This is a genomic window from Pseudomonadota bacterium, from assembly GCA_039024915.1.
GTDB lineage: Bacteria > Pseudomonadota > Alphaproteobacteria > Rhizobiales > MH13 > MH13.
The window spans coordinates 73451-87860 of record JBCCPK010000009.1 but is presented as its reverse complement, the minus strand read 5'-3'; the positions used below and the strand labels follow the sequence as shown (position 1 = coordinate 87860).

Annotated in this window: 10 protein-coding genes; 3 read left to right on the top strand and 7 right to left on the bottom strand. The window is 61.3% G+C overall.

The features are described 5' to 3' along the window. Positions 1-17: 17 nt before the first annotated feature. The gene (locus tag AAF739_16440; GenBank protein ID MEM6384263.1) at positions 18-1697 is read right to left on the bottom strand and encodes a hypothetical protein; all 1680 of its coding nucleotides are present in this window, start codon (positions 1695-1697) and stop codon (positions 18-20) included. A gap of 136 nt (positions 1698-1833) precedes the next feature. After that, positions 1834-5181 (bottom strand): toll/interleukin-1 receptor domain-containing protein, encoded by a 3348-nt coding sequence (locus AAF739_16435; GenBank protein MEM6384262.1) that lies wholly within the window; start codon positions 5179-5181, stop codon positions 1834-1836. A 303-nt stretch (positions 5182-5484) separates the two neighbouring features. Between AAF739_16435 and AAF739_16430 the strand changes: the two genes are divergently transcribed. Next, positions 5485-6339, top strand: coding sequence for a sugar phosphate isomerase/epimerase (locus AAF739_16430; GenBank protein ID MEM6384261.1), 855 nt, complete (start codon positions 5485-5487; stop codon positions 6337-6339). Here AAF739_16430 and AAF739_16425 read toward each other — a convergent pair. Continuing rightward, on the bottom strand, positions 6291-7190 hold the full coding sequence (locus AAF739_16425; GenBank protein MEM6384260.1) for a KpsF/GutQ family sugar-phosphate isomerase: 900 nt from the start codon (positions 7188-7190) through the stop codon (positions 6291-6293). The two genes, AAF739_16430 and AAF739_16425, sit on opposite strands and share 49 nt — an antisense overlap. Before the next feature lie 388 nt (positions 7191-7578). Between AAF739_16425 and AAF739_16420 the strand changes: the two genes are divergently transcribed. Next, positions 7579-7923: a hypothetical protein gene (locus AAF739_16420; GenBank protein ID MEM6384259.1), complete on the top strand. Its 345-nt coding sequence runs from the start codon at positions 7579-7581 to the stop codon at positions 7921-7923. A gap of 53 nt (positions 7924-7976) precedes the next feature. On the opposite strand, the gene AAF739_16415 is transcribed toward AAF739_16420, so the two are convergent. Continuing rightward, positions 7977-9596 carry a hypothetical protein gene (locus tag AAF739_16415; GenBank protein MEM6384258.1) on the bottom strand — a complete coding sequence of 540 codons (1620 nt, stop codon included), beginning with the start codon at positions 9594-9596 and terminating at the stop codon, positions 7977-7979. 392 nt (positions 9597-9988) lie between these two features. On the opposite strand from AAF739_16415, the gene msrA reads away from it, so the two are divergent. After that, positions 9989-10669: a peptide-methionine (S)-S-oxide reductase MsrA gene (gene msrA / locus AAF739_16410; GenBank protein ID MEM6384257.1), complete on the top strand. Its 681-nt coding sequence runs from the start codon at positions 9989-9991 to the stop codon at positions 10667-10669. A 526-nt stretch (positions 10670-11195) separates the two neighbouring features. Here the strand turns inward: msrA and mepA are convergent. The 3 genes from mepA to AAF739_16395 all read right to left on the bottom strand — a co-directional run bounded on the left by mepA (position 11196) and on the right by AAF739_16395 (position 14150). Beyond that, on the bottom strand, positions 11196-12116 hold the full coding sequence (mepA, locus tag AAF739_16405) for a penicillin-insensitive murein endopeptidase (GenBank protein ID MEM6384256.1): 921 nt from the start codon (positions 12114-12116) through the stop codon (positions 11196-11198). 388 nt (positions 12117-12504) lie between these two features. Then, positions 12505-13164 (bottom strand): pyridoxamine 5'-phosphate oxidase family protein, encoded by a 660-nt coding sequence (locus AAF739_16400; protein MEM6384255.1) that lies wholly within the window; start codon positions 13162-13164, stop codon positions 12505-12507. Then, the gene (locus AAF739_16395; GenBank protein ID MEM6384254.1) at positions 13164-14150 is read right to left on the bottom strand and encodes a LysR substrate-binding domain-containing protein; all 987 of its coding nucleotides are present in this window, start codon (positions 14148-14150) and stop codon (positions 13164-13166) included. Before AAF739_16395 ends, AAF739_16400 begins: the two co-directional genes overlap by 1 nt. Positions 14151-14410: the final 260 nt, after the last annotated feature.

The following is a 14410-nucleotide window of genomic DNA, read 5'->3' as shown; positions in this document are numbered from 1 at the left end:
GTTTGGTGGGCGGACGCCTAATTGAGTGTCAGATCCGGTCTTAGAAGCCGCGCAGGCATGGTGATGTCGATCGGGCACATCTGTGCAACCGGCGCTTGCGATGCGTTTGATAGCAGACTGCCGCGGACCGGCATCGGCGGGTCAGACATCCCTGCGAGGCTTGTGTAAGTGAGGTAGTAGCCGGTCACATCGAGTGTTGAACGCACGACCGTTTCCGGGTCGATGTCCTCGGGCACGGCGAAATCGAACGCGACCGCTTCGCCCCAGCGGAAGATCGCGGGCTTGTCGTCGATTGCGGCCAGGTCCGGATGGTCCGTTTGCAGCGTGACGGACGTCCCATCATGAAGGTCGAGCGTCAGGACCGCCGCATCGATGAAGGCAACTTCCGGCTCGCGTTCTTCGAGCCGAAACTGCGTGCGTAGCCCCGGGAATTGCAAGGTTTCGGTATCGCTGCGGTCGGCGGAATTGGCAGCGTGCAGCACCTTGCCGTGCTCCACCCAGCCACCAACTTCGCCATCGAAAGCCTGCAGGTAGGGGCAGGAGCCGGCTTCTTCGAGAACTGATGACATCTCGATGAAGTTGGCGTTCCGCTCTTCGAAGGTCAGCTCCACATCGTTGACGAACATCCCGGCGATGGAGAGTTCCGTTCCGTAAACGTAGGTGGAGTTGGTGAAGGCGCGCATCGCATCCGACGGCGCAAACGACAGAGCCAGCGGCACCATCACGCGGGCGCCCGGCTCAAGCGGTTCTTCGAACCCGCGCAAGAACAGAAATTCGTCACCAGCAGGCGAAGGCAGGCGAAGGCCTCCTCTGGTCCGGGTCCCGACAAAACTTCCCACATCGATGGGACGCTCCGACAGGTTTTCGATGACCATTACATCCATGAGGATAACGCGCCCAAAATAAGAAAAGCGCCAGCCCGGCTCGAAGGCGCAAGCCGCCGTGATGAATTCACCGGCCATGACCATGAAATCGGGCGGCATGGGGTGTGCGCGCGTGAGGTGATCAAGCAACATGAGCGCGTCGTCGACCGGAGTTTGGCCCTCACGTTCGAGGCGGCCGCCGAAAAGCGTCTCATTGAGCGAACGCAGGCGCGGAACATATTGGCGAACATCTTCGCGCGTCATGAAGCGCCAAAGCATGCCATTGCGCTCTTGCAGGCCCGGCGCATCGCGTCCCCCCTCCAGAAAGCGCAGCTCGTCTATCGCGGGATAGAACCCGCTGCCAATGCCTAAAAGGTGAAGTGACCCCGCAGCGTCCTCGTCAAATCCTGTGGCAACATCGCCGCTTCCGCTTGCAACAACCCGGGTCACAGCAGGTGGAACGAAGCGTCTCGACCCGAACTGATTGCGCAGTCCACGAAATTCGAACCAGATCTCCCCTTCAACAATGCGCGGCGTGCCAAGAAGGGCCCCCAGTTCGGCCGTCGTCTTTTCTTCTTGCAAATTGGCAACTGTGTTCGATGACAGCCGATGAAACTCGACGCGCACGTTTCTCGTGAAAGTGTTGCAATCGTAGACGCGCAGATTGATTTCGCTGTCCGAGATGGTGGTCGGTCGTTCGGCGCGCGTGCATTCGGCGCGTGCACCCGATGGCAGGATCAGGCTGGCGAGGGCAATGAGAAGCCCGCCAAGCGCGGCCAGACCCCAGCGATGGGGCCGAGCGATAGTCGGGGCATGCGCATGCGTTTGTGTCATCTCACAGCCGCCCGCTGATCAAGCTTTCGAGCCTTGATTTTAGTCCTCTAGCAGGAACTTAACAAGCAAACTATTTGGGCAAAGCGCCGCAAGCCGTAAGGGAAAATACGGGGTCTATCAGCCCTCGCCTTTGGCCTTAGGGCTGCTCAAATGCTCCGAGGCGACGCGCGACTTGCTCGGCCAGCCGCTGCGTACTTGCATCAATGAGACCTTCGGCGCGCAAACGGTCCACCGTCTCTTGCGCCTGTCGCAAGTCTGGTAGCGGGTCAGCAGCCGTTTGAGAAATCGTGAGAAGCATGAAGATCAAGCTGCGCTGGATCGCGATTGCGCCGGGCTGCTCCTCCGCAAGATCTTCCAGGTAGCCCCGCGCCTCACCTAGCTGCTCTTGCGCGCTGGGCAGGTTGTCGCGCTGCCACGCAACGCCGCCCGATTTGGTCAGCGCGACGCCCAGCCGTTGACGCCATTCGGCGTTGCGTGGATCAAGCGCTTGCAGGGCGCGAAAGATATCGACCACCTCGGCTAACGTTTCCGCCGCCGCCTCGAGGTTTCCCAGCCGCCGGTCGGCGTCGGCTACGCTTTCGAGCGCCACCCCGCGACCTTCCTGCCAGTCCGCCCGCCCGGGGTCCTGCAGCGCCAGTTCGCGGAACAACCGCGCAGCTTCGGCATAACTGTTGCGCGCGAAGATCGGGTCACCGCCCATGGCGGCCGCCCGCCCGCGAAGCTGATGCGCCGCCGCAAGATCGCGCCGGTAGCCGGTATCGGTGGGCGCACGCACAACGAGCTGCCGCCGCAGCGCGAGGCTGGTCTGATAGCTGCGATCGGCGGAGGTGAAGTTCCCTTCGGCGGCGTCCACACCGGCAAGCTTGGCATGGCTGATCGCAAGATCGCGAATGAGCGCGGTTTCATCATCCGCGTCCTGACGATCATCGCTCTGAGCACTCCGCAAATCGCGCTGCAACCCCTCGCGCAGATCAAGGCTCTGCTGGTAAAGTGACCTCGCCGCAGCAGCATCGTCCGCCCGCATGCGCATGTCCCCGACCCGGTTCATCGCTAGCGCCCGTATCCTGACCGCCTCAAATCCCGCCGCCGCAATCTGTTCGTCGCTTTCGGCAAGCTCCAGTGCAGCCCGAAAGCGCGCTTCAGCCTGTCCCAAATCGCCTTCACGTCGAAGCACATCGCCAAGTGCGATCGAGGCGTTGATCCACGCCGTGCCGATGTCACTGTCGCCCGACGATGCCGCAACCAGCGGGTCCAGAAGCTCCAGCGCTTCTTCTGCAGCGCTTTTGGCAGCAGCTAGCCCGGCCTGCGCCTCGGCCGAACCACTTTGCAGATGTGCCAGCGCGATCTCAGAAAGGGCAGTAGCCGTTTGGGCGCGTAAAGCATCCGTATCCCCGCCAAGCGCCGCCATCTGCCGCTGCAAATCGATCGCGCGGCCGAGGATATCGCTGACCAGCTCGCTGCGCATCCCATCCTGGTCGCGAAAGTCACGCGCCAGTTCAATGGCGACCTGATTGGCAGTCTGCGTGCCGGCATCAAGCGCCTGGGTTGCAATCCCGCGTTGCCACCACGCGACGCCGCCCAACACCAGAAAGACCAGCGCCGCTGCGCACGCCCCAATGGTCAGCCGCCTCTGAAGCTTTGCAACACGGGCCTTGCGGTCTGCTTCCTGCCGCTTCCGCCGATCATCGTCGACAATCGATGCATCAATAAACGCGCGCTCTTCTTCGTTGAAGGCTTTCGGTCGCGTTTCGAGCCAGCTTCGGGCACGTTCAAGCAGAACATCACTCAACAGACCCTGACCGTGTGTCCGGTCGTCCAGCGTTTTTGCGTAGGCCAATTGCTGGCCGATAAGCGTCCGTCCCGTGAGGAAGTCTTTTTCCTCGCTGAGCCAGCCAGCCAACCGATCCCACACCGTGAACAGGGCCTCGTGGGCGACTTCGACCACAGCTTCACTGCCTGTCTCGCCACCGATGCTCTCATCGCCGGTCCCGCTGCGACGGACCAGAAGGCGCGCGGCAACCAGCTGGTCGATCGCCTGCTTGGCGTCGGACAGGCTGCTCTCGGGCGCGAGGGTCCGCACGAAGTTCCCGTTGTAGTCAACCGTCACGAGATGATCGACAAACGCGCGGCGCAGCGCCTCCGTCTGACCAGTGCCCGACGATGAGACCGGTACCGCTGCCTCGGCCACTTGCCGGATCGCATTTTCTATCGGGTTCAGACCCGCGCCGCCTTCACCGAGCGCCTGGTAACTCGCAAGCGTCAAACGGCCATCTGTCTTTTGGGCGTCAAACAAGCGTCGCAATGTGAAGGCGACCAGCGGCAACGCTTGTGAGGATTGCACATGTCCGCGCAAAGCGGCGAGCATGGCCTCCTCGACTTCAATACCGGTAACGCGCGCCGGGCCCTTAACGATCTGATCAAGGCGTTCAAGCGGCATTGGCCGCAAGGAGAAAGGTTCGAAGCCCTGCGGCAGTTCGGATACTGCTTGAAGGGCGGCGAGAAACTCGCTGCGCATGCTGGCGACAATAAAGAACGGCAGATCGGCACCGAGCGTTTGCGACAACAGTGCGAAAAACGCGTTGCGCGCCTCTTGCGGTGCGAGCGTGAAGACCTCTTCGAACTGATCGATCGCAATCAGGATACCCATATCGGGCTGCCCGGCGGCGTCGCGGATCGCGGTCGCAACGCCCCGCAGAGCGTCCGCTGGCGCCGGACCCAGAAGGTTGCGGACCAGCTCGTCGCGCTGGTCTTCCTCTGCGCTGCCTGCGGCCGCCTTGGCCAAAGTGCGGGCGAGACGTCTGCCTGGATCGGCCTCCGGGCGAAAGGGCTTGAGGACCTGCCAGTTTGCCCGGTCGCGCGAAAGGCGTGGCAGGAGGCCGGCTCGCAACAGCGACGATTTGCCGGAACCTGAACCGCCCACGATGGGGATGAACCGGCTGCCGCCCAAGGCACGGGCATGGCGGAAGCGCTCCATGAGGGCATTGATCGCATCATCGCGACCGAAGAAGACTGCCGCCTGCTCGCTGCCAAAGGCATCAAGCCCAGGAAAAGGCGACACGCCGTCTCGCAGGCGGAACCCTTGCGGACTTGCCAACGCGGTATCGGAGATGGCCCGCGACAGGCGCTGAAGGCCACCCTCGCGCTCGGTGGTCAGATCGATGGCCTGAAGATCGCTGCCCACGAGCCGTTCGCCAGTGGGTGTATCGATGACCGGGAAAATTTTCTTGCCCAGTGCGCGGGCATGGGTGAATTCAGCAAAGCACCATTTCGAAGCCATCCAGTGCTTGGTCAGCAAGACGATCACAGCCTGGGCACGGTCTATCTCGCGATACAGCCGACGTTCCCAGTCTTCACCGGGCAAAAGGCCTGCTTCTGTGTCGACATCGAGAAAAATATGCTCATGGCCCTGGCTTTGCAGCCAGTCGAACAGTTCCTGCGCCTTGGCATTATCGAGGCTGGAATGGCTGACAAAGACGTTGGCCATACGCGCGGGCCCTGCAACACGGGCCGACAAGCAGACCCAACGGGGAGAAAGTCCATGATCGTCAGCCGCGTAGACGGCTTCGATTTGCCAACTAAACGGCGCTGAACAGCAAAAGACAAGCGGACCGGTACTGCGCCCGTTTGGACGCCGACAGGCAATGGTCGCTCAAAGCCGGGGCCCAGTGCCGCGATTGGAAGGCGCCTGTGGATGAGTGTGGGTAACCAAATTGGCGCTGCGTCAAGTTCAGCGACGGGTTATGGTCAGTTCGAATCATCGCTCAGTCCAAAGGGATCGCCTGACCTCATGCCCGACCCGCACCCTGGCTACAGCTATCATCTGGGCACCTCGCGTCGCTTCGGACCGCTGCGTACGACGCTGCGCATGGCCAGCGATTTGGGCTACATGTCCGTCGAGGGTACGCCAGACATGTTGTCAGACGCGGCGAGTATCGCTCGGCTGGAGGTCGGACTTGGGGCGGCGGGCCTTTCCATGCCGACCTGCCATATCACCCAGACCCAGCTGCGCGCCGCGCCGCGGCGTACGGCTGCGATGGCTCGTCGGCTCGGGGTTCACACAGTCTTTGTGGGCGCGTCGACTGGCGATAAGGCGCCGCGCGACGCCGACGACTGGTTCTTGCTTGGCAGCCGTATGCGCCGCTACGCCGAGGCGCTGCGCGCGGCGGGCCTGACCGTTGGCTGGCACAACCAAACCGACGAGCTTGCACCGGTTGAAGCGGGCGCGTCGGGCCTGTCGATCCTGTTCGACACCGATCGCGACCTGGCCTGGCAGATTGATGTTGGCGCGATGGCGCTTGCCGAACAGCCACTGACGGAATGGATGGCCCGCCATGGTGAGAGGATCACCGCGGCCCACCTGCGTGACCTGGCCAAGCCCGGCGATAATCTGCGCGAAGATGGCTGGGCTGATCTGGGCAAGGGCACGGTTGACCTGCACGGCCTTCTGAGCAGCTTGCGCAGCCGTGGCGTCAACATGATGGTCATGGCCCACGCCAACCCATCGGACGATGAGCGGTTTGCGGCGCGGGCCATTGCGACGGTGCGGCGCATGGATCAGATGCTGGTGCCTGCGCTCGATACCGACCCGACACTTTATCCCAAGCCGGCCCGCAAACAGGCGTGCATGTGGATGACGCCCTGAAGTGTTCCACCTTCGTCGGTCACCGCCAGCGCTGTGATGCGATTGCTGTTCATGACATTGAGAGCCGACACGGCGAGCGCTTCTGGCTGGATCGTTTGTGGCCGCACGGTGGCAATGTCGGTGGCGCGCCGCTCCATGAGACCATCCAGATTGCGCCTCAGATCGCCATCGGTGATGACACCCTTCAGGTGATCGTCATCATCAACCATAAGCGCAAGGCCCAGACCCTTCGCCGTCATCTCATCGAGGACACGCTGCATGGGTGCGTCTGGGGCGATCCGTGGCAGACCGGGGCCGACCTGCATGAGCGCGGACACCCGGATAAGCTCTGCGCCCAGCCGTCCGCCTGGATGAAAATGCGAGAAGCTCGTCGCATCAAAGTCCCGCTCATTCATGACCGCAACGGCCAAGGCGTCGCCCAAGGCCAGCGTGCAGGTCGTCGAGGTCGTGGGCGCCATTCCGATGGTGCACGCTTCGGCAACATCGGGAAGCTGCAGGACGATATCTGCTTGGCGCGCAAGTGTTGAGCCGGGATCTTTGGTGACGGCGATCATCGGGATATCAAAACGCCGGGTATAGGCCACGAGGTCTGCAAGCTCGCGCGTCTCCCCGGAGTTTGAAATCAGAATGCAAGCGTCGCTCGAGGTGATCATCCCAAGATCACCATGGCTCGCTTCGGCGGGATGAACGAACTGGGAAGGCGTGCCGGTGGACGCAAAGGTTGCCGCGATCTTGTTGGCGATATGACCGGACTTGCCCATTCCAGATAGGATGACGCGGCCCTGAACCTGCAAGATCAGGGAGGCCGCCGTTGCAAACTGACCGTTCAGCGAGCTCTGCAGTGCCTGCAAACCTGCCTGCTCGGTCTCGAGCACGCCGCGCGCTGCGGCCAGGATGGAGGCCGCCTGATCAGGCAATGTCTGAACTGCGAACGCCGCTCGTTTGTGGGTTGTCAAACCAAGTTACCTCTGGATTTCTCGGCGATCACGCGCCGGACCGCGCTCGCTCACGCCGCATCACCTTCGCGTGCTATGGCGCGCGAGGTTCTTGCGTATACCGCGGCCAACCCATAGATCAACGCCAACGATCGCAGCAGCAATGTTTACCGACAACCATCGCGCTGTACGCGGCGGACCCAGCACACGCAACAGCTGGACAGCCAAAACACGGTGCTGCAGGACATGAAACTCATTCCTTGTAAGATATTCAGGGAAACAGAATGATTTACACGGAATAGTTATGTTTCTTATTCGCTATCCCATTCGCCTTCTTGGGCTCGTGCTTATTGCCGTAGCGCTCGTGCTTCTGGCCGATGATGTCGCTCAAATGAACTGGCCCGAACTGTCCGGCTTCACACCTGATCCCTTGGGTGAGCTGCTGTACAACATTATCCCGCAGGGCTTGAACCTGGCCCAGGCGATCATCCAGCGCTTCGTTTCACCGTTCCTTTGGGATCCGGTTATCCAGTCGATTTTGCGGCTTTGGGACTGGGGCGTGTTCGGTGGCCTGGGCCTTGTGCTTGCCACCCTTGCCCGCCGGCCACGCGAGAAGCAGGACCCCGCAGCGGTCGAAACCGCCGGCTGAGCCCTAGCGCTTGAACCAATGGCCTCGACGGGAGCGCTTGCGTCTGGTCGGGCCTATTGGAACATCCCCATCATGGCGCTCATATCGTTGCCGTTCAGCAAAACCTGGCCCGCTTCAGTGACAACCAGATTGAACGCTTTTACCGGGGTGCCGTCTTCGTCCGTTTCGTCCTGACCCATCGCACTGAACAGGCTGGCGACCGCAGCAACTTCCGCCGCATCGCCGCCCATGCTCTGCGCAAACGCGATGATCTCGGGGAGACCGGCGATGGCAATATCGATATCGGCCACCGCCTGAAACGGTGAGGCGGGCGCCGGTTCAACGGTGCCCGTTGCATCAATATGCCCGATCGGCGCATCAATATTCAGCCCCTCCAGAACGAGCACCGCATCTGACTGCAGAACGATCCCGAGCATCTCCATCGGATTGAGATCTTCGAGAGCTTCAAGATCGAAGCCGGTGCCCATGCGCCGCCCTTTCGGACCCATTTCGGCTTCGCCAAGATCGACCTGAGCGTAGACCCGGTCCAGAAGCGCTTCGAACGGCAGATTCTCGCCCGCCAGCGCGACAGAAAAAGCGGTCGGCGCGACCTCGACAAAAGGCGGCGGAATTTGCGGCGACGCTATACCGGCTGCGGCTGCGGCAATGCCGATCGATGACGCGTCACCGTCGAGACCGCCCGCGGACAGTTCAAATTCGACCCCGTCCACAGCAGCCACCAGATCAGGCGTGTCGATATCAAGTCCGGACATACCAAAGCGCATGGCGAACGATCCAAGCCATTTGTCCGCCGCGTGGTCAGCGAGGACCGCGGCGAAGGCTTCAAGCATCGCTTCTGTATCGTCGGGATCAATGTCGCGGGTCTGCTCGTTCAAAAGCGCAAAAAGATCAAACCGCTGGGCGGTTGTTGCGGCTTCAAAATCGATGCCTTCAAGCGCAACGCGCACCGCATCTTCCATGCCAGTGACGAGCAAATCCTGAATGACGATCGACCCTTGAGAATCGTACAGGTCGTCCATGGCGGGGTCGGCTTGCGTGGATGCCAGCACTGCTACGCTCGCAAGGGTAGCGTCGACCGCCTCGCCATCACTTTCGATTCCCAACTCAAGCGCTTCAAGCGACACATCGCCATCCATGAGAACGCCGTATTGAGGCGCGTAAACAACGCGACTGTCCGTTGGCTCAAACGAAAGCGTTGCACGCCCGTCTCCGCGCGGATCGAATGCAGTTGCCGGGCTCTGCAAGGTCCAGGCGATGTCCAGCCAGCCATCATCAAGGGGTCTGACGTCGGCATCAAATGGTGGTAGTTCGCCAACGAAATCGCCGCCGAACTCGAGAATCGTCTTAGGGATCGCCAATGCGTAGGCGTCACCGTCTGGCGTTGCCACGGGCTCTCCATCAAACCGCAGTTCGGCGTCGATGTCCTCGTTTGCCATGTCGGACAACAGGCGTCCAAAGGCATCGGTAAGCGCCGCTTCAAGTTGGCGTGCGCCATCTTCGCTTGGCGGCATCGCGAAACCTGCAACATCGCTTTCCTGCGCCAGCAGTGCGCTCGGCACCAGCAGCGGCGCGGCCAAAAGCACAGCGGTACAAGCGACCGGCAGGCGGCGGCGCAGTCTGTTTGAGGTTTGAGCGAACGGTAGGAGGGGCGCTAAAAATTCGGGCGCTGGCATAAGAAAATCCTTGTTGGACGTGTTTTCCGGGCCTTGCGACGCGCCATCCAGCTCAGAAGCGGATCAAAAAGGCTCCGTCGTACTCTCGTTCAAAACCGAACATGATGTCCATGGTTTGGCCTCCCCTAATGTGCAAACGCTGGTAACGCGCAATGAACGGCCGGCTCCGAGTTAAGCAGGCGAGCGGGCCATTCCCGCAAAACTGGGACCGAGAACCTCCTACCGGCACGCTCGCGCCCAATGCCCGAATAGAATGTACAAGGCAGAACACGCCTAAGGCGGCGAGGTGCGACGAAGACGAGCCGTTGACCGCGCTGCTGATCGTCCCCATCTTGGCGTCACCACGCTCCAAACCTTATGGAGCGACCACCAGACAGTTGGAGGCCCTCACCATGCTGAACCTTTTTGCCGGCCTATCCAAGAAAGTGTCGATGCCGGACCAGTCCGATGTCCTTCCCGGACGGGACGACGCCATCGAGACCGCCAAAACCCACTTTGTGAACGGCAATCCGCTCAAGCCACCCTACCCCGATGGCCATAAGGTGATCGACTTGGGCCTGGGCTGCTTCTGGGGAGCCGAGCGCGCATTCTGGAACCTTGACGGGGTCCATGTGACGGCGGTCGGCTACGCTGCGGGCATGACCCCGAACCCAACTTATGAGGAAGTTTGCAGCGGTCGTACCGGGCACAACGAGGTCGTGCGCGTCGTCTATGACCCGCAGGTGATCTCGCTCGAAAATGTGCTCAAGGCCTTCTGGGAAGGGCATGACCCGACCCAGGGCATGCGGCAGGGCAATGATGTCGGAACCCAGTATCGGTCCGGGATCTATGTTCACGATGCAACCGATAGGCAGATCGCCGAAGCTTCGCGCGACAGCTACCAGCTTGCGCTAAGCGGCGCCGATATGGGCCAGATCACCACCGAGATCAAAGACGCGGGCCCGTTCTACTTCGCTGAAGCGTACCATCAACAATATCTGGCGAAGAACCCAGCCGGTTATTGCGGCCTTGGCGGGACCGGCGTTTCCTGCCCGATCGGTACCGGCGTTTCCGGCGAAGCTGCCACTGCCTGACGCAGCCGATTTTCAGCCCAATCTAGGTAACGTTTGACACCATCTGGCCGCGCGCGTTTTGTGCGCGGCCCTCACCTTGGCGCACTCGCGGGCGTGACGGCGGTCGCCGCGAGGGCAGCGCCAGAGCGTGCGGAGGGGCTGCGTGCGGAGACGCGCGGCAACATTTGTCATCTCGAAATGCCCATATCGCGCACGCAACCTGCCGCGCCTGCAAATTGCCCCGCGTGCCACCGCGCCAAGGCCTGATGATCGCTTATGCTGTACCAAAGATCCGGTTCATCATCCGGTGCGCGCTGGGTTTCAGCACATGGCCAGCTGAGAACGGGCGCATGAACCGGTCAACTGCAACGGCCGAACAGCCCCACTGTTCTGCCACCAGCTGATTATTAGTTTAATCGATTTCTTATTAAAATTTGACCTTCCGGGCGTGTTAGCGCGTTGGAACAGAAGGGCGCTAATCGTTCACGAAAAGTGCGCCGTTACCCCGTTGTTTTTGTATGTTTTTATTATTTTAACTTGACTTTGATTAATTTGCTATAATGACCCGCGAACAAGCCGCTGGTAAGTCCGCAAGCGTTGTCTCACGCCGGGGTCGAGCGGGCGTGTCGCTCGGCGCCCAAGGCTCTGGGCCAAGCCACCAAGCCAGCTCATCGCCGCATCCATCGCCAGCTGGCGGCGGGTCTTGGTTTTCGCATCCGGCCATGCCGGGCGGGCAGCTGAGCCGAATGTGAAAATGATAGTGGTGGCCATACCATGGGCGGATCCGGCGCAACCAGGTGCGGTCACCGCTCGCCCAGTCACACAGCTGGCTCTTGATGGCGGGGTGTACAAAGATGCGCGCCACGCGATCATCCAGCGCCGCTCGGCGGATGATGCGTGCGTGCGCATCCGACCACCGGCTGGGGTCAATGGTCCGGGTGCCATCTCTGAGCATGGAGATCGCTGAGATGTCTTCGCGCTCCTGCCGGGTCAACGTACGCTCCGGCATTGGGGTCAGCCATATGTCCGCATCAAGGCCGATCTGATGCGAGCGATGCCCGGTGAGCATCGGGCCTCCCCTTGGTTGGCTCAAATCGCCAACCAGCAGGCCGTTCCAGCCATCATGTGCGCGACCCGCGTTCGCGAGGGCCTGCAGATAATCAATCAAAGCCGGGTGCCCCCAGTTGCGATTGCGGGACAGCCGCATCGCCTGCCATGCGGGACCATCGACCGCCAGTGGAACCGCACCGGCCAGACACCCGCGCGCGTAACTGCCTATAGACCGCGTCTCCAAGGGAGCAGGTGTCGGCGCACCCCCAAAAAGCTGCCGGGCGACTGCGTCGGGGCGGACTGCTCCGAGATCAGATGCATGTTCAGGCGGGTTGACCGGTTGGGTTTCGAGCGGCGGGCGGACGATCGGGTTGGGAACCTCCACACCCGACGCTTGAGCGAGATCGATCGGTGGCAAGTATGGTGTGGGCGATGGTAAACGTGCCGAGTGCAACGATTGGAGATGGGCATCCCGCGCCTGGCCATCTGGGGGTACGGCAGCGAATGTTGTCGCGACAAAAACGGCCGTTGTCGCGACAAAAAGGGGGTTTGTCGCGACAAACCTCCGCCTAATCTCGCGCGGCCGCCGCAGTCGCCGAAACATCCTTTGAACGCCTTGAATAACAGGCCTTTTCAACATGTTGCGCCGAATTTCTCCATTGAGTACCCGAAGGCGGCCTGCAGATCAGCTCCGCAGGCGAGTTGCCGATTCGTTTGAGACTAGCACGGTGTGATGGTGCGTCAGCGGAGACAAAGTCCCATTTTATCCACGGTCAAGCGCTGGCATCGGGAAGGGTACAGCCGTCTCACCACATGCTTTCGGCGGCGCGTTTCGGCCAGGCTTCGTCGTAGGCCCGACCACCTTCTCTGCCTTCGCTCGCTTCCGCCAGCAATGTACCTGGCGTCGGCAAAACGTTGAAATTAGGCCACTTTTCAGTCTGCCAGATTCCTGCACGCACGACGGCTCGGGCGCATTGGAAGTAAAGTTCACCAACTGCAATCCGAATGACGCAGCGCGGCGCTTTTCCGTCAACTTCAAACCGCCGCAGCAAGGACGGCTCGATCGTCAGGGACGCGCGACCATTGACGCGAACCGTTGTTCCACTGCCGGGAATAAGAAACAGCAACGCAACGCGGGGATCACGAACGATGTTGCGCAGTGAATCGATGCGGTTGTTGCCGCGGCGATCGGGCATGAGGATAGTCGTTTCGTTTTCGATATGAACTGTACCGTGCATACCTTCGCGGGGTGCATCGCCGCGTGGTGAGCAGTCCAGCCCCTCGGGTCCGCAGGTTGCCAAAGCGCAAAAGGGCGATGCCGCGATCAGCGTCGCATAGGCAGGGGTAATGCGATGCAAGACCTTGACCACCGATGCCGTGACCGGCACGCCGTACAGGGCGTTGAGCTCTTCGAGCGATGCGATGGTGTGCGGGTCTGTTTCCTGCGATGCCCTCGAAACGCTCATCACGCAGACCCTTCGGCGGCCACGTTTGTTTGGGTTCCTCGATCACCAGCGCTGGTGTTCGAGGGGTGCTGGGCGAACGATGTGCGAATGAGGTCCATCGCCGCTTCGACCGGTGCGGTGCGCTGCTCCCGCGCGATCATCCCCAGAGCCGAGGCCGGCAAAGGGGGAAGGCCGACAGCGTCCGGCACACGCGCGATACGGCCGCCAATATGGCTGAGAGCCAGCGGAGCGACGGCAACATCTGCCAGAATGGCTGCCCGGTGTCCGGATATGTTCGCACTCTGAATGGCGATCTGGTAGCTGCACGCATGCCGCTCGAGCGCCGTGAGAGCCGCCTGCCGCCACATGCAGCCATCTTCCCACATGGAAATCCGTAACGGCTTGTTCTCATGTGCAATTCCGCCAGCCAAACACGCCCAGACCATCGGCTCGCGGAACACAATTTCTGCCCTGTCCTCGGTCTTGAAACCCGCTTCACAGGTCACTGTCGCCAGGTCTAGGTCCCCTCGGTCCACGGCCTCTATCAAGCGAGCCGTCTCGTCGACCACGACGTTAAGAAGGACGCCTGGATACAAATCCGCGAACTGCCTGAGCATGATCGGCAAGAACCGCTCGGCAACATCATCCGGTGCACCGAGATGCACCTCGCCCACCAGATCAGGACGGATAAAGCGCGCCATCATCTCACCGTTGAGGCTGAGCAATCGCCGCGCGTGTTGCAGCAATGCTTCGCCATCGCGCGTCAACGATACGGACCGGCTATCGCGCACGAACAATGGACGCTCGACGAGCTGCTCCATCTTCTTGACCTGCATCGAAACCGCTGACGGTGTTCGTCCCAGCCGCTCGGACGCCGCCGAGAAGTTCCCGGTTTCGGCGATCGCAACCAAGCTGCGCAGCAGGTCCAATTCAAAAAGTGGGCCGTTAGGCGTGCTAGCCGTGGGCATGTCGGTGGATGTTGAGCCAACAGGGGTATGGACATTCATGGGTCACTCTCCGGCAAAGTCGCACGAGGCGTGGCTTCTGGTCGGCGCTTGCGACGTGGTCGCGCACGCCCGCACCTCTCCTCTATCAGAATTTCTCATAGTCTCAATCAGAACTATTCGTTTGATTGAAATATCCGTTTCGGGGGATAGCTGCACCCACAGACATCGCATCACCCAATGGCAGTCTCCGCAAAAACGCAGGGCAACACCAAGGGCTGAGCGCCGCGATGTCCTGGAACGCCGCTTCGGCGCGTGCGCGG

Bases quoted from the DNA above. Each gene is read 5' to 3' on its own strand.
- AAF739_16400 (MEM6384255.1), bottom strand. From the start codon at position 13,164: ATGAGCGTTTCGAGGGCATCGCAGGAAACAGACCCGCACACCATCGCA.
- msrA (MEM6384257.1), top strand. From the start codon at position 9,989: ATGCTGAACCTTTTTGCCGGCCTATCCAAGAAAGTGTCGATGCCGGAC.
- AAF739_16430 (MEM6384261.1), top strand. From the start codon at position 5,485: ATGCCCGACCCGCACCCTGGCTACAGCTATCATCTGGGCACCTCGCGT.
- AAF739_16415 (MEM6384258.1), bottom strand. From the start codon at position 9,596: ATGCCAGCGCCCGAATTTTTAGCGCCCCTCCTACCGTTCGCTCAAACC.
- AAF739_16440 (MEM6384263.1), bottom strand. From the start codon at position 1,697: ATGACACAAACGCATGCGCATGCCCCGACTATCGCTCGGCCCCATCGC.
- AAF739_16435 (MEM6384262.1), bottom strand. From the start codon at position 5,181: ATGGCCAACGTCTTTGTCAGCCATTCCAGCCTCGATAATGCCAAGGCG.
- AAF739_16395 (MEM6384254.1), bottom strand. From the start codon at position 14,150: ATGAATGTCCATACCCCTGTTGGCTCAACATCCACCGACATGCCCACG.
- AAF739_16420 (MEM6384259.1), top strand. From the start codon at position 7,579: ATGTTTCTTATTCGCTATCCCATTCGCCTTCTTGGGCTCGTGCTTATT.